Source organism: Nocardia sp. CA-129566, assembly GCF_050956075.1.
Classification (GTDB): domain Bacteria; phylum Actinomycetota; class Actinomycetes; order Mycobacteriales; family Mycobacteriaceae; genus Nocardia.
Genome location: NZ_CP192085.1, coordinates 492,739 through 512,617 on the forward strand (window position 1 = coordinate 492,739; position 19,879 = coordinate 512,617).

Consider the following 19,879-nt stretch of genomic DNA (forward strand, 5'->3'; position numbering starts at 1 on the left):
ATATGTCTAACAGACGGGTTGCACGTCTGTCTAGTACAAATGTGTAAGACGTTCGTATAGTGAGGTAGCGAGTTAGTTCTGGCTCTGCAGATAGGCCTTCCAGCCGCCGAAAGAGGTTATGTCAGTGGCGGTGCGGGCGGCGTCGTAGGTGCAGGCGAAGCCGATGACCGCGCCGCCGTCGGAGAGTTCGATGCTGGTCAGCGCCATTGGCGCGGGTAGCGCGGCAAGAAAGCTGCCGAGGCCCGCCGCCGATACCCGGAACAGTTCGCCGAGGATCGGCGCGCCGAGTCCGGGGCCGTGGCGCACCAGTCCCGGTTTCGGCGGCGTGGTGTCCAGTGCGGTCAGGCGATAGGCATCGGTGGTGCGGATCTCCCCGGTGAAGCGCGCGCCGATCTCCTCGAGTTGCCAGTGCAGTGGCTGACCGCGCAGATGTGCGCCGAATACGGCAAGCTCCACACCGCTGTCGATCAGTGTCGGCGCGGTGTCGTTGCCGAGGATGCGGGCGGCGATATCGATGGCGATCTGATCGTCGAAGGCGGGTGTCACGACCATCACCCCGAACGGTGCTCCGGTCGCGGTGGGTAGACCGGGCACGGCCACCGCCGCCATATCGAGCAGATTGCAGAAGTTCGTGTAGGTGCCCATCCGCCGGTTGATGTCGACCGGATCCGCCTGTACCGCGGCGATACTCGGATGCTCCGTGGTCGTCGGCAGCAGCAGACCCGCGAATCCCCGCAGTGTCACCGCGGCCGCGGCCTTGGCTCTGGCCAGCGCGTCCAGATCGGCCGCGAAGCCCGGACCGGTGGTGGCCCGCGCGGCCTTGATGATCGCGGTGACGGTCGGGTCGGCGCTCGCCGGTGCGGTGTCGAGGAAGGCGCCGACGGCCGCATAGCGTTCCGCGACGATCGCGCCGTCGTACAGCAGCCGCGCGGCATCGAGCATGCCGGAAATATCCACCTCTTCGGTTGTCATACCAGCGCTGGTCACCGCGGATACCGTGCGGGCGAAGGCATCTCGGTACGGCTCGCTGAGCGCCGCGAGATCCTTCGCGCGGGGGATCGCGAGTCGAGGTGTGCGCGGTGCGGCGAGTGGCACGTCGGCGGGCCAAGTGCGGCTGCGCGGATCCCGCGGCTCCGGTCCGGCCATCACCGCGGCGGCCGCGACCGCGCGGTCCAGATCGGTGGCGAAGACCGTCACGGCGTCGTAGTCCGCACACGCCGGGACGACACCGTGTGCCGGAATGATGCCAAGGGTGGCCTTGATGCCCACGATTGCGTGCAGCGCGGCCGGTACGCGTCCGGAACCCGCTGTGTCGGTACCGATTCCGATATCGGCGATACCCAATGCCACCGCGACCGCCGATCCGGAACTGGATCCGCCGGAGATCAACTCCGGATCCTCGGCATGGCGGACCGCGCCGTACGGGCTGCGGGTCCCGACCAGTCCGGTCGCGAATTGATCCAGATTGGTCTTGCCGAGCACCACGGCACCCGCGGCGATCAAGCGCTCGACCGCCGCCGCGGTGACCTCGGCGGTGTAGGCGAATTCCGGACAGGCCGCGGTGGTCGGCAATCCCGCGATGTCGATATTGTCCTTGACCGCGACCAAAACCCCTGCCAGCGGCAGGGATTCGCCAGCGGCGACGCGGCGCTCGACGGTCGCGGCATCGGCGGCCACATCGGCCTGCGCGCGCAGCGTGATCCACACCTCCGGCCGATCGACCTCGGCGATGCGCCGATACGCGGTGGCGACCCGTCCGGTCGGCGTGCCGTGGATTTCGGTATTGCCCAGGACGCCCGAGGTCATTCGGCGGCTCCGATCACTGCTAGTGGGGTTCCCGGCTCTACTTTGGCGCCGGGGGTGGCCAGCACCTTCAATACCGTGCCGGTGCCCGGGCTGTGCACCGGCAGTTCCAGTTTCATCGCTTCCAGGATGGCCACCTGGTCACCCGCGCCGACTCGCTGGCCCACCTCGATCTCCACTCGCCAGACATTGCCGATCATCGGCGCGGTGACGACGGTCGCATCCGGCGGCAATCCGGCCAGCGGGTCGGTGGCGGGTTCGGGCGCACTCGCCACGGTCACGCTGCGCTCGAATTCTCCCGCGGCGCGCCAGGCCTGCTTTTCGGCCTCGAACGCGATGGCTTGTCCGGTCTCGAATTCCGCTATGGCCGACGCATTTTCGGTGAGCATCCGCAGATGGTCGGCGAGTGCGAAAGTACCCTCGCCGACCTCGGCGTCGAAACGTCCCGCCGCCGCGGCCGCGCGCTGCTCGAGCAACTGTTCGGCGGTCACCGGCTCCCAGACGATCCGGTCGAAGAACCGGAACAGCCACGGGGTGCCGGATTCGAATGGCGCGTACTGTCGATAACTGGACCAGATCGGCACCGTCCGGCCGATCAGCTGATAGCCGCCCGGTGACGCCATCCCGTACACGCAGAGATATTTGCCGCCGATGCCGACGGCATCCGATGGCGTCCAGGTCCGCGCCGGATTGTATTTGGTGGTGACCAGCCGATGTCGCGGATCCAGCGGAACCGCCAGTGGCGCACCGAGATAGACATCGCCGAGGCCGAGCACCAGATATTCGGCGTCGAAGAGCGCGGCACGGACATCCTCGACGCTATCGAGTCCATTGACGCGGCGGATGAATTCGGTATTCGATGGCAGCCACGGCGCGGTATCGCGGACACCGCTGCGATAGCGGTCGATGGCCTCGGCGATGGACGGATCATCGAACGACAGCGGCAATCGGATGGTGCGGCTCGGCACCACGAGATCGTGGGTGGCGGGCAATTCGAGCTCGAGCTCGGTCAAGGCGCCGAGCAACCGATACTGCGGCAGCACATCGGGATCGAAGTGGATGTGTAGTGAACGCACACCCGGCGTCACATCGATGATGCCCGGCAGTCCGGTATCGGCCAGCGCCTGCGCGAGTGCGTGCACCCGCATGCGCAGCCCGAGATCCAGCACCATCTCGCCGTATTCGACCAGGATATTGTCATCGCCGCCGCGCAGATAGGCGACCCGAGGGCGATCCGCGCCCGCGGCCACGGTGCCGAGGATGCCGCGATCGTCCAGACCGGCGGAAGCGCCGGAACCGGTGAGCAGACTCCGGGCTGCGGTGAAATCCGCTGTGGTGTCGGGGATATCGGCGCGGGCGCGGGCGGCATGCGAACGGCGCAGCGCGGTGGCGCGATCGTCGTCGACGGGTACGAAGTGCACGGTGTCGCCGGGGCGCAGCTGGCCGAGTTTCCAGCGGTGCGCCGAAATCACGGTCAGCGGACACGCGAAGCCGCCGAGGCTCGGTCCGTCCGGTCCGAGCAGGATCGGCGTATCGCCGGAGACGTTCAATGTTCCGACGCTGTACGGATTGTCGTGCAGATTCGACGGATGCAGTCCGGCGTCGCCGCCATCGGTGCGCGACCAGGTCGGTTTCGGACCCTCCAGGCGGATGCCGGTGCGATTCGCGTGGCTGCCGACTTTCCAAGGGTGCGAATAGAACTGGTCCATATCCGCGTCGGTGAAGTATGCGGGCGAGGTCTGCGGGCCGATACCGACGGCCAGTCGCCAGACATGGGTGCATTCTGGCCGCTCGTCGAGCTGCACCGCGCGCGGTGCACCGAGATCCACCCGATTCGCGACGACACCCAGAACATCGCCCGCCACCACGGCTTTGCCGGTGCTGCCGCCGAAACCACCGAGAGTGAAAGTGGCCGAGCTGCCGTGATACAGCGGCGCATCGATGCCGCCGCGCACCGCGAGGTAGGTGCGCAATCCCGCGTCGGCCGGTGCGCCGATATCGAGCACCGATCCGGCCGGGACGGTCACCGGTTCCCACATGGCAACCGGTTGCTCATCCACCGTGACCGGCGTCTGCGCACCGGTCACACACACCACAGTGGTATCGGCGAAGCGCAGCCGCGGTCCCTGCAGCGTGCATTCCAGTGCCGGTACGCCCGAGGGGTTTCCGACGGCGGCATTGGCCAGGGTGAACGAGAGATCGTCCATCGGACCGGATGGCGGAATTCCGACCTGCCACAGGCCGATTCGACCCGGATGGTCCTGGATCGTGGTCATGGTGCCGCCACGCAGCACATCGATGCGCTGCCCGGCGGGCCGGATATCGGCCAGCGTGGTCGTGACATGTTCGGCCCCGAGCACGACGGCATCGGCGCCTACGGCACGCAACTGAGCGAGATTGGTTTGGACCCCATAGATCCGCGTCGCGGCCAGCGCATCGCGCAACTGCGCGAAGGCGGCGTCGCGGCTGGACCCCGATGCGATCACCTTGGCCAGCAGCGGATCATAGAATGGGCTGACCTCGGTTCCTGTGGCGATCCAGGTGTCGACCCGAACACCGGGCGCGGATCGAACAGTCTGATCCGGGAAGGCCGCCGAGGTGATCAATCCGGCACTGGGCCGGTAATCCTGCCCAGGATCCTCGGCGTAGACCCGCGCCTCGACCGCCCAGCCGGTGATCGCCGGTCCGCTCTCGGGCTGTTCGTCCACCATCGCGGTATCCCCGCCCGCGAGCCGCAGCATCCACTCGACCAGATCGACCCCGGTCACCGCCTCGGTCACCGGATGCTCGACCTGCAGCCGGGTATTCATCTCCAGGAACGAGGCCGCACCGCGGTCGACGTCGTAGACGAATTCGACGGTGCCCGCCGATCGGTACCCGACCGACCTGGCCAACTCCCGCGACGCCGCGAGCAGCTGTTGCGACAGCCCCGGCGGGAGCCCGGGCGCCGGCGCCTCCTCCAGCACCTTCTGATTGCGCCGCTGCAGCGAACAATCCCGGGTGCCGAGACTGACCACGCGTCCGCGACCGTCACCGAAAAGCTGTACCTCGATATGCCTGGCCCGCGCCACGAACCGTTCCAGGAAGACACCGGTCGAGGAGAAGTTCGTCGCGGCCAGCCGCTGCACCCGCCGATACGCAGCGCGCAACTCATCGGCATTGCCGCAGGCCTGCATGCCGATACCGCCGCCGCCACCGACCGCCTTGAGCATCACCGGGTAGCCGATGCGTTCGGCCTCGGCCACCGCGTGCTCGGCCGATTCGAGCAGCCCGCTGCCCGGAATCAGTGGTACCCCAACGGATCTGGCCGTTTCCCTGGCAATGTGCTTATCGCCGAAGATGCGCAGTTGCTCCGGAGTCGGCCCGACGAACGCAATCCCCGCGTCGGTGACGGTCGTAGCGAAATCCGCATTCTCCGAAAGGAATCCGTACCCTGGATGGATAGCGCCCGCGCCGGTCGACAAGGCGGCATCGATCACCCGGTCGGCGCGCAGATAGGATTCGGCGGCCGGGCTCGGCCCCAGATGTATTGCGACATCGGCTATTTCGACATGTGTCGCGCCAGCGTCCGCGTCCGAGTAGACCGCGACGGTCTTCAGGCCCAATGCGCGGGCCGTGCGCATGATCCGACAGGCGATCTCGCCGCGATTGGCGACCAGGACGGTATCGAACTCCAGTGCCACCGGAATCTCCCTATTCAGTTGCCAGGGACATCGCGGCAATCGCCCGCGTGACCCGATCGAGGACCACATCGAGCGATTCGCCGATATGGGTGTGCAGTAGCCGGTAGGCCAGCGGAAGATCCTGTGCCAGTACGGCATCCAGAATTCCCAGGTGCTCGGCAATGGTGGTCTCGATCCGGTTGTTGACCATGAAGTCGTACATCCGCACATGCCGGATACGGGAATTCACCGCCTTCAACGAGCGCACCAGTTCGGCATTGCCCGCTGCCGTCAGCAGGGTGACGTGGAATTCCTCGTCCCGGACCACGAAACCGGGCTCCTGCTCGGGCGGATCCGCCCGCAAGACCAGCCAGGCCTCCCGCTCGGCCGCGAGCAGCGCGTTATCGTGCACCACCGCCGGATTATCGATGGCCCGCTGAATTCCACTGAGCTCCAAGGTGATTCGCAACTCATAGAGATCGCGGATCAGTGGAATGCTCGGCCGCACCGGGGTGAAGCCGTACTCCTCGCGCTGCAACAGCCCATCCGAGCACAGCACCGTCAGCGCTTCCCGGATCGGCGTCCTGGATATCCCGAACCGAGCCGATAGCTTGGGCTCGGTCAGGCGCTCGCCGAACCTTATATCCCCGTTCATCAGCTCGCCGCGCAGCGTCGTATAAACCACGTCCCGCAACGGTCGTCCCGCCGCATCCGCCTGTGTGGCCACCCGTGTCGACATGCGTGTATACGCTATGGACCTCGCGTTTCGTCGAGATGTCGGCAAGTTAGCAAGCGGTAAGAGTGTGCTCACCGCCCATACGGGACATCGCGGGACATATCGGAACAGCCATGCTGTCATTCGGTCCTGTCCTCGGCGCGCCTCCTTCCGGAACTTCTCACCACCGGTGCACAGTGAGGTGGAGCAGACAGCAACACCTTGGCAACGCCGCAACGCCACTGCAGGACACATTGCCGCAGCAGGCTGATGAGCGGCCCGGCGCGCGGTAGCGGAGCCAGCGAAGACGGCCCGCCGACGGACAGCCCTCCCGCGCCGTCCGTCGGCGGCGATCCGCCCTCGGCGCCGGGTGCACCTACGAGCAGTCTCGGGAGGTAGCTATGGAAGCGTTCGTGATCGTCGGATTGCTGGCCCTGATATCCGGGCTACTAGCGGTCATCGCCTGCGCTGTGTGGTGGCCGACCCCGTACCGTCGGGCCAACCAGCGCAAACAGCTCCGCCCCCAGCCTGTGCGGGCCGGGGGCGGAACCGTTCGTCTCAACCACGAGTCGGGGTGACAGGATTTGAACCTGCGACCTCTTCGTCCCGAACGAAGCGCGCTACCAAGCTGCGCCACACCCCGTGAATCGAACCTGGAGTAGCTTACAACAGCTCTGGTCCAGACGTTAAACCGGCAGGTCAATCACCCTTCATGGGGTCGAATGCTGGTGAAGATGCGCTGCGCGGTCGCCGCGTCGACGGCGTTGGGGACGCCGGTATCGGCGGTGATCACCATGACGAAGCTGCCGTTCTCGGTGGGGGTCGCGAAGGTGTAGACGGAGTAGTCCGTCGCGCAGCCGGGATTGGTCTTGGTTGCGGTGCCCCTGGTCTCCACGAACATGCCGTGCTGGGAGCCGTCGAGGGAGGTGAGCGGCTGTGCGGGGCTCGGTGTGCCGCCCGGTGAGTTCGTGTACGCGATCTTGGCGGTCCTGGTGCCCAGTTCGGTTGCGGCGGTTGCCGAATCGGTGTCCTTGGAACCGGTCAGGAAGGCCACGGTGCGGGTGGAGCCGGGGCAGTAGCTCTTCCCCTCGGTCGCCAGGCCCTTACCGGTGACGGCGTTGGGCGGCTCGCCGAAACCGCCGACCTTGCCGTCGGGGGCCACGGTCCAGTCGGCGGGCACGTCATAGGCGGCGCCGAGGTCCGATGCCACCACCACCTGATAACCGGGTACGACCGGGGTTTCGTGATTGGCCGGGGCGCTGGGCTGGCTGGTGCTGGAATGTGCCGGAGTATGCGATGCCGTTGGCGTGAGTGCGCTCACCATCGATGGCGCCGGATTCTGCGCGGAGGTGTTATCCGGGCCGCTATTGGCGAACACGATCGCCGTCGCTCCGCCCGCGATCACCAGTGCCGCCGCCGCGGCGGCGACCCAGGCGATACCGCGCCGGTCCCGGCTGCGATTCGGGCGCAATGCGTCCGGTGTGATCCGATCGCCGAACAGCGCGTTCACGCCGCCGTCTTGTCCATAGGTCGCTCGCGTCGGCCCCTGCGGCCCGAATGCTGTTGCACCGGGCGGAAATTGCGTCGTCGATCCGGTCGGGCCCGACCCGGTCTGCCGTCGCGAGGCGGATTCCAGCGGTGCCGTGGCGATCGCCGTGGGTTCCCACTCTGTCGTGGGTTTGAATTGTCGCTGCGCGCTTGCCGTTCGGGCCGATCCGGTGTGGCCCGGTTGCCACTGCAAGGAACCCGCCGCGTCATGGGTGCCGTTGTTGGACCAGTTCGGCGCACCGCCGCCGGGCGGCGATACCGGCGGATCGAAGTGTACCGGCGCACCGAATGTGTTGTGCGCCTCGGCGCCCTGCACTGGCCGGGTGTGAGCGGCCGGGGTGGAATGCCCGGGCTGTCCCAGCGCAGGACCGAATTGTCCGGCGCCGTAATGCTGTTGCTGATACGGCGTCCCGGGTCGACCCGAATCCGTCGATTCGTCGCGCCGGTCGTCGAAATCACTCACACTGGTTCCCCTGCCTGACGTCAGTCTCGGCAAGGGACCTTAGCCGAACTCAGCGTGCGATGGCTTCCGAGGGTGAAACGCCCTGGCCGCTATCGGCATTGGGACGCTTCGGCGGTGCGGCGACCAGAGTCAGCAGCGTGGCCTCTGGGCGGCAGCAGAAGCGGTACGGCGCCCACGGCGAGGTGCCGAGACCCGCGGAGACGTGCAACTGGGTGTGCGCACCCCACTTGGAGGAGCCCTTCACCCGCGAACGGTCGATACCGCAGTTGGTGACCAGCGCACCGTATCCGGGCAGGCACAGCTGACCGCCGTGGGTGTGCCCGGCCATGACCAGGTCGTAGCCGTCCGCGGCGAAGCGGTCCAGCACCCGGGGTTCGGGCGAGTGGGTCAGGCCGATGCTCAGCACGGCGAGCGGGTTGGGTGCGCCGGCGATGGTGTCGTACCGGTCGCGCTGCAGATGCGGATCGTCGACGCCCGCGCTCGCGATCCGAAAGCCGGAGACCTCGACGTCGCGACGGACGTGGGTCAGATCCAGCCAGCCCCGCTCGGTGAAGGCCGCGCGCAGGTCCTTCCACGGCAGCGGCGCGCCGTACACCCGCCGGTGGTCCTTCTTGAAGTACTTCGCCGGATTCTTCGGCACCGGCGCGAAGTAGTCATTGCTGCCGAAAACGAAAAGGCCCGGGCGGGAAAGCAAGCCGCCGAGGGCCTGGACCACCGCGGGCACCGACTTCTGGTGCGACAGGTTGTCACCGGTATTGACGACCAGATCCGGTTCCAGCCGGTCCAGCTCCCGCAGCCACTGCTGCTTGAGCTTCTGACCGGGCATCATGTGCAGATCGCTGATGTGCAGCACCCGTAGCGACGACGAGCCCGGCTGCAACACCGGCATCGTGGCCTCACGCAGTACGAAGGCGTTTCGTTCGATCAGCGAGGCGTAGCCGATACCGGCCACCGCGGCCCCGGCGGCTCCCAAGGCGGTTCGTCGGATGGCGGCGGTCGAGATTACGGGCATTTGCCCAGCATAGGTGACCCCGGTGCGGAACGCCGAGTGTGTTTCCGCACAAGCGGTCGGCGTGGTGCGGTCAATTCGGACCCGCGGCCCCCGGGAGCATTGCCAATACGACAGGGCGCCAAATGTAGTGGGCCGGGAACAGGGAAGCGGCTACCGTGTGGCACATGTCGGAACTCAAATCGCAGCTGCGCGCGGATATGACCGCCGCGATGAAAGCCAAGGACACGCTGCGCCTCGCCACCCTCAGGATGCTGCTGGCCGCCATCCAGACCGCCGAGGTGGCGGGCGCACAGGCGCGGGAACTCTCCGACGCCGAGGTCATTGCCGTACTGCAGAAAGAGGCGAAGAAGCGCAGCGAATCGGCCGAGGTCTATACCCAGGCCGGGCGTGGCGAACTGGCCGCCAATGAGCATGCCGAGGCGCGCATCATCGATGAATATCTGCCGAGTCAGCTGACCGACGCGGAGGTCGCCGATGTGGCCGACACCGCGATCGCCCAGGTCGCCCAGGAACTCGGCGAGCGGCCGGGCATGCGACAGATGGGCCAGGTCATGAAGGTCGCCACCGAGATCGCCGCGGGCAAGGCCGATGGCGCGCGGCTCTCGGCTGCGGTGAAGGCGCGCCTGTAGCGTCGGCCCGAGACGGATGAACGAAACCGCCGACCCGGATCAGATCCGGGTCGGCGGTTTCATGTTGTCGAAGCGCTATCGAGGAGCCGGGAATCCCGGGATGCTCGGGAACCCGGGAATACCGGGAAGGCCCGGAATCGGAATCCCCGGCGGTGCCGCCGGTCCGGGCGCGGGCGTCGGGACCCGCTGCGTCCCATCGCTGATATAGATCGTGATCACCGAGCCGGGAATCGCCGATCCATTGGGCGCGGTCCCCATCACCGTCCCCTTCGGCGGCGCACCGGGGCCGTTCACCGGCGAGACCTGGAAGCCAGCCGTCACCAGCGCGGCGGTCGCCTGGCCCTGTGACATGCCGGTGACATCGGGGACCTGGGCCTGGTTCGACCCGCGCACATATTTATCGTCCAGCGGCGGCAGTCCGGGCGGCGGGAAGTTCCCGAGCACCGGCTTGATCGCGTTGAACCAGGTGCGCGCGGGTTCATTACCACCGAAGAGATTGCCGTCACCGCAGCCGCGCAGCGGGAACGAGCAGATCTCGCCCGGCGTCGGGCTGTCGCCATAGATATAGGCCGCGGCCGCCAGCGAGTTGGTGAAGCCGACGAAGGCCGAGGAGCGGTGGCTCTCGGTGGTTCCCGTCTTGGCCGACAGCGGCGCATTCCAGCCGGTGGCCCGCGCCGCACCGGCCGCGGTACCGCTGACGTCGTCCTGGCCCATCGCATTGGCGAGGGTGTTCGCCAGTCCGGCGTCGACGACCTGTTCGCAGGCCTGCTGGGTGAGCGGCACCGTCCTGCCGGAGCGGTCGATCACCTCCTTGATCGGCGACGGCGGGCACCACCGGCCGCCGGAGGCCAAGGTGGCTGCCACATTCGAGAGTTCGAGCGGGTTGATCGCGACCGGGCCCAGGGTGAACGAGCCGAGGTTCTGGTCCTTGATCATGTCCGCGAGGCTCTGGTTGCCGTGCCCCGAGCTGCCCGCCTCGGTGTAGGAGCGCATGCCCAGGCGCACCGCCATATCGACGGTCGGGGTGACGCCGACAGCCTGGATCAGCTTGACGAACGCGGTATTCGGCGAGGTCGCCAGCGCCTCGGTCACCGACATCGGCGACTTGTAGTTGCCCGCGTTCTGCACGCAGTAGGTGGCCGGCGGGCAGCCGCGCGCACCACCGTTACCCATGCCCTTGGCCTCGAACCGGCCCGGCACATCGAGCTGGGCATTGATACCCATGCCCTTCTCCATGGCGGCGGCCGTGGTGAAGAGCTTGAAAATCGAGCCGGCGCCGTCACCGACCATCGAATACGGCTGCGGCTGCACCGTTTCGTTGGCATTCCGGTTCAGGCCGTAGGTGCGGCTACTGGCCATGGCGAGCAGCGGATGCGAATCCTGTCCGGGTCCGACCACCGACATCACCTGGGCGACATCGTCGAGGTTCGGGTTCGCGGCCTCGGTGACCGAGCGCTTCACCGAATCCTGTAGGGCCGGATCGAGAGTGGTCTTGATCGTATAGCCGCCGGTATTGATCTGTTCGCGGCTTATGCCGGCATTGGCCAGGTACTGCAGTGCGTAATCGCAGAAGAAGCCGCGGTCGTTGGCGGCGATGCAGCCGCGCGGCAGCCCCTTCGGCTCGGGCAGCACGCCGAGCGGTTCGGTCTTGGCCTTGCGGAACTCCTCGGCACGGCTGGGGATGTTCTGGATCAGGGTGTCCAGCACGGTATTGCGCCGCTGCAGCACGCCGTCGGGATTGGTGTAGGGATTCAGCTTCGAGCTGGACTGCACCATGCCGGCCAGCATCGCCGACTGCGGCACATTCAGGTTCACCGCGTCGACGCCGAAATAGGTCTGCGCCGCGTCCTGGATGCCGTAGGAGGCATTGCCGAACGGTACGAGGTTCAGGTAGCGGGTGAGGATCTCGTCCTTGGTCAGCTCCCGGTCCAGGGTGAGCGCCATCCGGATCTCGCGCAGCTTGCGCGCCGGAGTGGTCTCGATGGCGGCCCGGCGCTCGGCGTCGGTCTTCGCGACGACGAGCAGCTGGAAGTTCTTCACATACTGCTGATCGAGGGTGGACGCACCCTGCTGCACCTCACCGCTGCTGGTATTGGTGAGGAACGCGCGCAGCGTGCCCTGCCAGTCCACGCCTTCGTGTTGGGCGAAGCGCCGGTCCTCGATGGAGACGATCGCCAACTTCATGTCGTTGGAGATCTTGTCGCTGGGGACCTCGAAGCGGCGCTGCTCGTACAGCCAGGCGATGGGCGTTCCGTTTATATCGACCATGGTCGAGACGGCGGGGGCGGTGCCCTCCACCAGTTCTGCGGACACATTGTCGACGGCGTCGGCAGCACGGTTCGAGACGAACCCGAAACCGCCTGCGAGAGGGAACAACAACCCGGCGACGAGCACGGCGGCCAGCGCGCAGCTGCCGCACAGCCTCGCGAGCGTATGTGTGATCGGCACGATGCCAAGACTACGGGGTGCCGTTCCGGGGCTCTCGGGTGTGTTTGTCAGTCCGTCAGATCCTGCGGTTCGACTGCCCGAATCGGCGTGTCGCGGGATGGAATCCGGCGTGTCGTTGAAGGGCGAACCACATGTCGGGTCGACCGCCCGGTTCTCGATCACGTTTGCATGGACGGACGTACCAAAAAGTCTCGGGACGGTCTTGCGCAGAGGCCATACCTTTACCTAGATTGAGAACCCAGTGTGATAGAGCTAACACTCAAAGTGGAATGTGGTGCAGTTCGCAGCGGGGTTTGGGTTGCTGCGGCACTGACACGCGATTCTGGAGCGCCGTTGACCCGGTGTTCGGACTGCAAAGGGGCACACCAAATGCACATGACAACCCCCATCGCTCGATTGGACGTGGAGCAGGCCGAAGCAAGGATCGCCTGGGTTGCCCAGGCCCGATGCAAGGAAGTAGACCCTGATCAACTGTTCGTCCGCGGCGCAGCGCAGCGCAAGGCGGCGACGATCTGCAGGCACTGCCCGGTGCTGATGCAGTGTGGGGCCGATGCGCTCGACAATCGAGTCGAGTTCGGCGTGTGGGGTGGAATGACCGAACGGCAGCGTCGTGCGCTGCTCAAGCAGCACCCGGAGGTGACGTCCTGGGCGGACTTTTTTCAGGCCCAGCGTCAGCATCAAGTAGCAATCTAACCCTGGAAAATGGTACCGAGCCCGCGATTGCGGGCTCGATTCCGTTAATGGGTCTATATCAATCCAGCATCAGAATGTCACGGTGGCCCAAGCGATTTCGGCTCGACGTCACGATCAGGCGGTCACCTCGACCGGGTGCGCATCGGTGAGCTGAGCACCCACCGCGCGCAGCGCCTCCAGATCGGAGACCTCGAAGGGCAGCGCGGTCACCGAGGCGATCGGCACCCGCGGATGCGCGCCGGTGAAGCGGTGTAGCAGATGCTGTTCGCGTTTGGCGGTGGCGACCCGCTGCGCGTGGATGCGCAACACCGCGGCGGTGAGCGGATCGGATTCGGCCAGCTGATCGGCAGTGGTGAGCGCGTGATCGGCGGGTAGTGCGCTGAGCACCGGGTGGGTTCGATTCAATACCAATCCGGCCAGCGGCATGCGTTCGGTCGAGAGGCGGTCGACGAAGAACGACGCCTCGCGCAGTGCGTCCGGTTCGGCGGCCGCGACCACCAGGAAGTGCGTGCTCGGCTTGGACAGCAGCGCATAGGTCCGGTCCGCGCGATCCTGGAAACCGCCGAACAGCGATTCCAGCGACTGCAGGAAGTTCGACGCGTCCTTGAGCATCTGCCCGCCGACAATCGTCGACACACCGCGCACGGCCAGGCTCATCGCACCGGTCACCAATCGGGTGACACCGCGACCCGGGGCCATGATGACCCGGATCATCCTGCCGTTCAAGAAGTTTCCGAGACGCTTGGGCGCATCGAGGAAGTCCAGTGCGTTGCGGGACGGGGGAGTGTCGACCACGATGAGGTCCCACTCCTTGCGCGCGGCCAGCTGGCCGAGCTTCTCCATCGCCATGTACTCCTGCGTACCGCCGAAGGAGGAGGCGACCGTCTGATAGAAGGGGTTGGCGAAAATCTGCTCCGCCTTCTCCGGACTGGTGTGCTCGAGCACCATATCGTCGAAGGTGCGACGCATATTGAGCATCATCGCGTGCAGTTCGCCCTTGGCCTCGGGACCGAGCGCCACTCGCTGCGGGCTGTTGTCCAGATCGGCGACACCGAGTGACTGGGCCAGTCGCCGCGCGGGATCGATGGTGAGCACCACGACCTTGCGGCCCTGTTCCGCCGCACGCAGTCCGATGGCCGCCGCGGTGGTCGTCTTGCCGACGCCGCCGGAGCCGCAGCAGACCACCACCCGCGCCGTGGGATCCTCGATGATCCGCGAAATATCCAGTGGTGTGGCCACATTCGGGCTGCTCATCGGACCCCCTGCTTACTCAGATGTTCGGCCAGTTCATAGAGGCCGCCGAGATCCATGCCGTCGGCGAGTGCGGGCAGATATATCCGCGCCACATCGACCTTCGCGAGTTCGGCGGCGCTATCGTCCTGTGCCTGCAGGGTGGCCGCGTGCTCGACGGTTTCGGTGATCAGACCCTGGAAGTCCTGATCCGACAACGAGATTCCGGCCTCGGTGAGTCCGGCGCGAATGGCGTCGCGGTCGATATCGCCGCGCGCGGCCCTACTGCGCACCTCGGCGGGGAGCTGCCCCTTGGTCGCGCGGTTCACCATGACGGTGCCGATGCGCAGGTCATTGGCGGTGAGTTCGGCGACGGCATCGGCGGTTTCCTGCACCGGCAGTGCCTCGAGCAGGGTGACCAGGTGGATCATCGTCTGATCGGAGTGCAGCAGATTCGAAACGCCCTCGGCCTGTGAGGCAATCGGCCCGCCCTTGGCCACTTCGGCCATGGCCTGGGTGACATCGAGGAAGCTGGCGATCCGACCGGTCGGCGGTGCGTCGACGACGATTTCGTCGAATACGGGCTTGCCCTGCTTATCCACCCGGACCGCGCATTCCTTGATCTTGCCGGTCAGGATGACATCGCGCAGACCGGGTGCGATCGTGGTGACGAATTCGATGGCACCGACCCGGCGCATGGCCCGTCCGGCGAAGCCCAAGTTGTAGAACATATCGAGGTATTCGAGGAAGGCGTGCTCGATATCGAGTGCCAGCGCGACCACCTCACCGCCGCCGTCCGCGGTGGCGATCCTGGTCTCGGTGGGCGGCAAGGGCGGCAGATCGAACAGCTGGGCAATGGACTGTCTGCTCTCCACCTCTACCAACAGCACCCGCCGTCCGCCGGCGGCCAGTGCCAGCGCGAGCGCCGCGGCGACCGTCGACTTGCCGGTTCCCCCTTTGCCGGAGACATAGTGCAAGCGGGCCTTATCCGCGCGCTCCGGCCAACCCGTCTCTGGCCCCGGCTCCGCCGAAATGGGCACTGCTGTTGGTACTCCCACGATCGCGAGCCTATAACCCGTCATCAGATCGCGCCCCAGCGATATGGTTACTAGTCGGTTTTCGAGCCACCCCGTCCCAGACAGTGAGACTCGCACGTCTTACGGTGACGCGAGAGCCCCGCCCTTGTCGATCGTCGGGGAGCCGGTCCCACCAGCGGCTTGCTCGAGGCCGGTGTACTTCGGGCAGTCAACGATCCGCACGTCGGTGACCACCACGGAGCGAGAACGAGTGACCCGTTCGCGACCCGTCTCGCGTCCGAGTCGTCGAAGCGCATGCGACGAAGGCGCGGGTCTCGACGGCTCGGACGCGAAACAAAAGGGGACCGCGAACACGCCGCGCCCGCGCGGCCGAAGATACAGTCTCGGACATGAGTGATTCGAAGGTGTGGGAATACGCCACCGTTCCGCTGCTCACGCATGCGACCAAGCAGATCCTGGACCAGTGGGGCGCCGACGGCTGGGAGCTGGTGACCGTGCTCCCCGGTCCGACCGGTGAACAGCACGTCGCCTACCTCAAGCGCCCCAAGTAAGCGAAGGGATTCGCCAATGACCCAGTGGGAGAAGAACCTCGCCCAGCTCGGCCTGACCCTGCCGCCGGTAGTGGCTCCGGTCGCCGCATATATTCCGGCGATCCGCACCGGTTCGCTGGTCTACACCTCCGGCCAGCTGCCGTTCGTGGACGGGCAGCTCTCGGCGACCGGCAAGGTCGGCGCCGAGGTCTCGCTCGAGCAGGCCAAGGAGGCGGCGAAGCTCTGCGCGCTGAACGCGATCGCCGCGGTGCACGATCTGGTCGGACTCGATGCGGTCGTGCGGATCGTCAAGGTCGTCGGATTCGTCGCCTCCGCACCGGGATTCACCGATCAGCCGCAGGTCATCAATGGCGCCTCGGAGCTGCTCGGTGCGGTCTTCGGTGATGCGGGCGTGCACGCGCGCTCCGCGGTCGGCGTCGCCGAACTGCCCCGCAATACCCCCGTCGAGGTCGAACTGATCGCCGAAGTGCGCTAGACAGGTTCGCAGGCAAGGTTTTCGATCGACTGGGGTACTCCTATGACGCTCACCCATCCCGCATACGGCCAGCTGCGCCAGGTCACGCCGACCGCAGCGGTCGTACTCGCGGACAATCCGGGCCAGATGACGCTGGAGGGCACCAACACCTGGCTGTTGCGCGCCCCGGGGCAATCGGAGTATGTGGTCGTCGATCCGGGACCGGAGGACAAGGCGCACAGCGAGGCCATCGCCCGCGCCACCGACGGCAATATCGCGCTCACCCTGATCACCCATCGGCATCACGACCACACCGGCGGCATCGACCGGCTGGTCCAGCTGACGGGCACTCCGGTGCGGGCCAGGACCGCCGAATTCCTGCACGGCGCCGACGCACCGCTGCTCGACGGCGAGGTGATCGAGGCGGCCGGTCTCCGGATCGCCGTCCTCGACACCCCTGGCCACACCAAGGACTCGGTGAGCTTCGTCCTCGATGACGCGGTGCTGACCGGTGACACCATCCTCGGCTCCGGCACCACCGTGCTGGATTCCAGCGACGGCACCCTCGCCGACTACCTGGCATCGCTGGACAGACTGGTCGAGGTGGGTGCGGGACGTGCACTGCTACCGGCGCACGGTCCGGATCACCCCGATCTGGAGCCGGTCGCCCGGTACTACATCGCGCACCGGCAGGAGCGTCTGGACCAGGTGCGGGAGGCGCTGCGCGTGCTCGGCCCGAACGCGGGCGCGATGGCAGTGGTGCGCAAGGTCTACGCCGATGTCGACAAGCGATTGTGGCTTGCCGCGCGCAGTTCGGTGCAGGCCCAGCTCGAGTACCTGCGCGCCGAGTAGACCTAGAAAAACAACAGCACGCTGAGTTCAGTGAAGCGCTGAACTCGGCGTGCTTTCGCATCTGTGCCGCGGCGTATATCCGCCGCGGCACGACAATGCGGCGGCCGGATGTCCGGTCGCCGATATGGGTCGAGCGTCAGCGCGCCCGGCGGGCCAGGCGCTCGGAGTCGGAGATCAGCACGCTCTTGCCCTCCAGCCGCAGCCAGCCGCGATGCGCGAAGTCGGCCAGCGCCTTGTTCACGGTCTCGCGGGAGGCGCCGACCAGCTGGGCGATCTCTTCCTGGGTGAGGTCGTGGGTGACCCGCAGCGCACCGGCCTCCTGGGTGCCGAACCGCTGCGCGAGCTGCAGCAACGCCTTGGCGACCCGGCCGGGAACGTCGGTGAAGATCAGGTCGGCCAGGTTGTTGTTGGTGCGGCGCAAACGGCGGGCGAGAACGCGCAACAACTGCTCGGCGATCTCGGGTCGCTGGTCGATCCAGGACTTGAGTGCGTCACGGTCCATGGTGACCGCGCGTACCTCGGTCACGGTGGTCGCGGTCGAAGTGCGCGGACCCGGGTCGAAGATCGACAGCTCACCGAACATGTCCGACGGGCCCATGATGGTCAGCAGGTTCTCCCTGCCGTCCGGAGAACGCCGTCCGATCTTCACCTTGCCCGAGGTGATGATGTACAACCGGTCGCCTGGCTCGCCCTCGTTGAAGATGACATGTCCGCGCGGAAAATCCACGGGCTGCAGTTGTTTGGCTAGAGCCGCCACCGCGGTGGGCTCTACGCCTTGGAAGATGCCTGCTCTGGCGAGGGCCTCGTCCACGAATGTGCTCCTTATGGGAAATGGCTCTGTCCTGGACCGAAGCGAATCGGCCAACAGCGCAGTCTACGCGGCATCAGGGCAGCGTAGTGACAGACACCACGTAACGAGTGGATTGCGCGCCGTGCCAGATACCGGTTGGTAGGGCTTTCAGCTGGCGCGTGCGACGTCCAGTTCGTCACCACGGGACCGGCGCCTGCGCATCCGTGCCACCGCGGCGGGCAGTCCGAGCTTCGTCAGCTCCTTCACTTCGGCGTTGCTTGCCTTGTCCAGGTACTGCTGAACCTCTTCGTCGGGTTCGAGAAGTTTGCGGAGCCGATTCTCGACCCGCTCCATGCCCAGTGCGAAAAGCATCAGCACCACTGGGAAGAGCACCACGGCGAGTCCTTGCATGACGAGCAGTAAACACGGTCTAGGTCTCAGATGGAACACGGCAAGAGATCTAGGAGGGCACCGTTGTCGCGTGGTTCCGTATGGTGGACGGGTGCGTGTCTCTCCCCCCACAGCCGCCGTCAGCGGGCCTTCCTCTGCCGCCGAGGCGACCGATGCGCAACCCGCCGCGGTCCCCGTTCCGAAACGCAAATCCCGAGCGCGACAAGCGGAAACCCAACTGGGCCTGACCCGAAGAGCCCGCCGAATGGACCGTGCGCTCGCGGTGGCTTTCCCGAACGCGCACTGTGAACTCGACTTCACCACTCCGCTCGAATTGGCGGTCGCCACAATACTTTCCGCGCAGTGCACCGATGAGCGGGTGAATCTCACCACACCCGCGCTGTTCGCCAAGTACCGCGATGCCCGCGCCTACGCCGAGGCGAACCGCGCTGAACTGGAGGAATACATCCGGCCGACCGGCTTCTTCCGCAATAAGACCAGTTCCCTGATCGGGCTCGGGCAGGCACTGGTCGAACGGCACGATGGTGAATTGCCTCACACCCTCGAGGAATTGGTGCAGTTGCCCGGCATCGGCCGCAAAACCGCCAATGTCATCCTCGGCAACGCCTTCGGGGTACCCGGCATTACCGTCGACACCCATTTCGGCCGCTTGGTGCGGCGCTGGGCGTGGACCACCGAAGAAGATCCGGTGAAGGTCGAACACGCCATCGGCGAGCTGATCGAGCGCAAGGAATGGACGATGCTGTCCCATCGCGTGATCTTCCACGGGCGCCGGGTCTGTCATTCCCGCAAACCCGCATGCGGTGTCTGCATTCTGGCCAAGGACTGCCCGTCGTTCGGGGCCGGGCCGACCGATCCGGAAGCCGCGGCCAAGCTGGTGAAGGGTCCGGAAGCGGAGCATCTGCTCGAGCTGGTGGGCCGGTGAGACGGATACCTGTCGGGGCGCGCTTGGCGCTGGCAGGTTTGATCACCATGGTGGCCTTGGCGGTCGCGCTGTGGCCGCGCCATAGCGACGACACCTCGGCGGGCGGCGACCATCCGGCGAATTCCGGGACAACGGCCGCGCTCACCGCCCGCAGCGCCGCCGGACTCACTCAATGTCCGGTGCCGGCGGCGGATGCGGTGGGGCGCGGGCCGCTTGCCGGACTCGGCCTCGGCTGTCTGGCCGACGGAAAGCCGGTCGATCTGGCGGCCGCGCTGGCGGGTAAACCGGCACTGCTGAACCTGTGGGCGTACTGGTGCGGACCGTGCGCCAAAGAGTTGCCAGATGTGCAGGAGTACGCGCGACGCGCCGGAAACGCGATTACCGTGCTGACCGTGCACAGCGATCCTGATGAGGCGAGAGCGCTCGCGTTGCTGACCGATTTGCGGGTGACATTGCCCGGCGTGCTCGATCCGCGCGCCAAGGTCCGCACCGCGGTGGGTGCGCCCGCGGTGCTACCGGTATCGGTGCTGCTGCGTGCGGACGGCTCGGTCGCCGAGGTGGTCGTGCGCGCCTTCACCGGTATCGACGATATCGCCGATACGGTCGCGAACAAGCTGGGAGTTGCGGCATGACCGAGATCCCCACGCCCGACAGCA

At 66.5% G+C, this 19,879-nt stretch carries 17 protein-coding genes and 1 tRNA gene; 7 read left to right on the forward strand and 11 right to left on the reverse strand.

The genetic code is table 11. From position 1 onward, the window contains the following. Positions 1-72 precede the first annotated feature (72 nt). From atzF to ACQP0C_RS02235, 6 genes are all read right to left on the reverse strand, one after another. On the reverse strand, positions 73-1,806 hold the full coding sequence (gene atzF / locus ACQP0C_RS02210; protein WP_433730064.1) for an allophanate hydrolase: 1,734 nt from the start codon (positions 1,804-1,806) through the stop codon (positions 73-75). After that, positions 1,803-5,486 (reverse strand): urea carboxylase, encoded by a 3,684-nt coding sequence (gene uca / locus ACQP0C_RS02215; RefSeq protein WP_433730066.1) that lies wholly within the window; start codon positions 5,484-5,486, stop codon positions 1,803-1,805. Before uca ends, atzF begins: the two co-directional genes overlap by 4 nt. A 10-nt stretch (positions 5,487-5,496) precedes the next feature. Then, complete coding sequence (locus ACQP0C_RS02220; RefSeq protein ID WP_433730068.1) at positions 5,497-6,204, reverse strand: GntR family transcriptional regulator; 708 nt, start codon at positions 6,202-6,204, stop codon at positions 5,497-5,499. Between the two features lie 545 nt (positions 6,205-6,749). Further along, positions 6,750-6,823: transfer RNA gene (locus ACQP0C_RS02225), tRNA-Pro, on the reverse strand. A gap of 60 nt (positions 6,824-6,883) precedes the next feature. Next, positions 6,884-8,191: a hypothetical protein gene (locus ACQP0C_RS02230; RefSeq protein ID WP_433730070.1), complete on the reverse strand. Its 1,308-nt coding sequence runs from the start codon at positions 8,189-8,191 to the stop codon at positions 6,884-6,886. A gap of 49 nt (positions 8,192-8,240) precedes the next feature. Further along, a complete protein-coding gene (locus ACQP0C_RS02235; RefSeq protein WP_433682038.1) occupies positions 8,241-9,203 on the reverse strand; it encodes a metallophosphoesterase in 963 nt (320 codons plus the stop codon). 164 nt (positions 9,204-9,367) lie between these two features. Here ACQP0C_RS02235 and ACQP0C_RS02240 point away from each other — a divergent pair, with 164 nt between their 5' ends. Then, entirely contained in the window at positions 9,368-9,832 is a 465-nt protein-coding gene (locus ACQP0C_RS02240; protein WP_433730072.1) for a GatB/YqeY domain-containing protein, read from the forward strand. Positions 9,833-9,907: 75 nt separating this feature from the next. Here ACQP0C_RS02240 and ACQP0C_RS02245 read toward each other — a convergent pair whose 3' ends face one another. Further along, the gene (locus tag ACQP0C_RS02245) at positions 9,908-12,280 is read right to left on the reverse strand and encodes a penicillin-binding protein (RefSeq protein WP_433730074.1); all 2,373 of its coding nucleotides are present in this window, start codon (positions 12,278-12,280) and stop codon (positions 9,908-9,910) included. Between the two features lie 369 nt (positions 12,281-12,649). Between ACQP0C_RS02245 and ACQP0C_RS02250 the strand changes: the two genes are divergently transcribed. Continuing rightward, on the forward strand, positions 12,650-12,973 hold the full coding sequence (locus ACQP0C_RS02250; protein WP_330251089.1) for a WhiB family transcriptional regulator: 324 nt from the start codon (positions 12,650-12,652) through the stop codon (positions 12,971-12,973). 114 nt (positions 12,974-13,087) lie between these two features. On the opposite strand, the gene ACQP0C_RS02255 is transcribed toward ACQP0C_RS02250, so the two are convergent. Then, positions 13,088-14,227 carry an ArsA family ATPase gene (locus ACQP0C_RS02255; RefSeq protein ID WP_433730076.1) on the reverse strand — a complete coding sequence of 380 codons (1,140 nt, stop codon included), beginning with the start codon at positions 14,225-14,227 and terminating at the stop codon, positions 13,088-13,090. Then, entirely contained in the window at positions 14,224-15,243 is a 1,020-nt protein-coding gene (locus ACQP0C_RS02260) for an ArsA-related P-loop ATPase (protein WP_433734397.1), read from the reverse strand. Before ACQP0C_RS02260 ends, ACQP0C_RS02255 begins: the two co-directional genes overlap by 4 nt. A gap of 386 nt (positions 15,244-15,629) precedes the next feature. Here ACQP0C_RS02260 and ACQP0C_RS02265 point away from each other — a divergent pair, with 386 nt between their 5' ends. Genes ACQP0C_RS02265 through ACQP0C_RS02275 form a run of 3 tightly spaced genes read left to right on the forward strand, consistent with a single transcriptional unit; the run spans position 15,630 to position 17,097 of the window. Beyond that, the gene (locus tag ACQP0C_RS02265) at positions 15,630-15,791 is read left to right on the forward strand and encodes a DUF4177 domain-containing protein (RefSeq protein ID WP_085998464.1); all 162 of its coding nucleotides are present in this window, start codon (positions 15,630-15,632) and stop codon (positions 15,789-15,791) included. Positions 15,792-15,807: 16 nt separating this feature from the next. Beyond that, a complete protein-coding gene (locus ACQP0C_RS02270; RefSeq protein ID WP_355183684.1) occupies positions 15,808-16,266 on the forward strand; it encodes a RidA family protein in 459 nt (152 codons plus the stop codon). 42 nt (positions 16,267-16,308) lie between these two features. Beyond that, positions 16,309-17,097: an MBL fold metallo-hydrolase gene (locus ACQP0C_RS02275; protein WP_433730078.1), complete on the forward strand. Its 789-nt coding sequence runs from the start codon at positions 16,309-16,311 to the stop codon at positions 17,095-17,097. Positions 17,098-17,233: 136 nt separating this feature from the next. Here ACQP0C_RS02275 and ACQP0C_RS02280 read toward each other — a convergent pair whose 3' ends face one another. Together ACQP0C_RS02280 and ACQP0C_RS02285 are read right to left on the reverse strand one after the other, a co-directional pair. Beyond that, on the reverse strand, positions 17,234-17,908 hold the full coding sequence (locus tag ACQP0C_RS02280; protein WP_011206875.1) for a Crp/Fnr family transcriptional regulator: 675 nt from the start codon (positions 17,906-17,908) through the stop codon (positions 17,234-17,236). Positions 17,909-18,055: 147 nt separating this feature from the next. Then, entirely contained in the window at positions 18,056-18,298 is a 243-nt protein-coding gene (locus ACQP0C_RS02285) for a hypothetical protein (protein ID WP_040773075.1), read from the reverse strand. 91 nt (positions 18,299-18,389) lie between these two features. On the opposite strand from ACQP0C_RS02285, the gene nth reads away from it, so the two are divergent. Both nth and ACQP0C_RS02295 read left to right on the forward strand, forming a co-directional pair. Next, positions 18,390-19,223 carry an endonuclease III gene (gene nth / locus ACQP0C_RS02290; RefSeq protein ID WP_433730081.1) on the forward strand — a complete coding sequence of 278 codons (834 nt, stop codon included), beginning with the start codon at positions 18,390-18,392 and terminating at the stop codon, positions 19,221-19,223. Next, a complete protein-coding gene (locus ACQP0C_RS02295; RefSeq protein WP_433730083.1) occupies positions 19,220-19,855 on the forward strand; it encodes a redoxin family protein in 636 nt (211 codons plus the stop codon). Before nth ends, ACQP0C_RS02295 begins: the two co-directional genes overlap by 4 nt. The last annotated feature ends 24 nt before the right edge of the window (positions 19,856-19,879 follow it).

Coding starts and splice junctions, on each gene's coding strand:
- atzF (WP_433730064.1), bottom strand. CDS start 1,806: ATGACCTCGGGCGTCCTGGGCAATACCGAAATCCACGGCACGCCGACC.
- ACQP0C_RS02220 (WP_433730068.1), bottom strand. CDS start 6,204: ATGTCGACACGGGTGGCCACACAGGCGGATGCGGCGGGACGACCGTTG.
- ACQP0C_RS02235 (WP_433682038.1), bottom strand. CDS start 9,203: ATGCCCGTAATCTCGACCGCCGCCATCCGACGAACCGCCTTGGGAGCC.
- ACQP0C_RS02240 (WP_433730072.1), top strand. CDS start 9,368: ATGTCGGAACTCAAATCGCAGCTGCGCGCGGATATGACCGCCGCGATG.
- ACQP0C_RS02250 (WP_330251089.1), top strand. CDS start 12,650: ATGCACATGACAACCCCCATCGCTCGATTGGACGTGGAGCAGGCCGAA.
- ACQP0C_RS02255 (WP_433730076.1), bottom strand. CDS start 14,227: ATGAGCAGCCCGAATGTGGCCACACCACTGGATATTTCGCGGATCATC.
- ACQP0C_RS02265 (WP_085998464.1), top strand. CDS start 15,630: ATGAGTGATTCGAAGGTGTGGGAATACGCCACCGTTCCGCTGCTCACG.
- ACQP0C_RS02270 (WP_355183684.1), top strand. CDS start 15,808: ATGACCCAGTGGGAGAAGAACCTCGCCCAGCTCGGCCTGACCCTGCCG.
- ACQP0C_RS02275 (WP_433730078.1), top strand. CDS start 16,309: ATGACGCTCACCCATCCCGCATACGGCCAGCTGCGCCAGGTCACGCCG.
- ACQP0C_RS02285 (WP_040773075.1), bottom strand. CDS start 18,298: ATGCAAGGACTCGCCGTGGTGCTCTTCCCAGTGGTGCTGATGCTTTTC.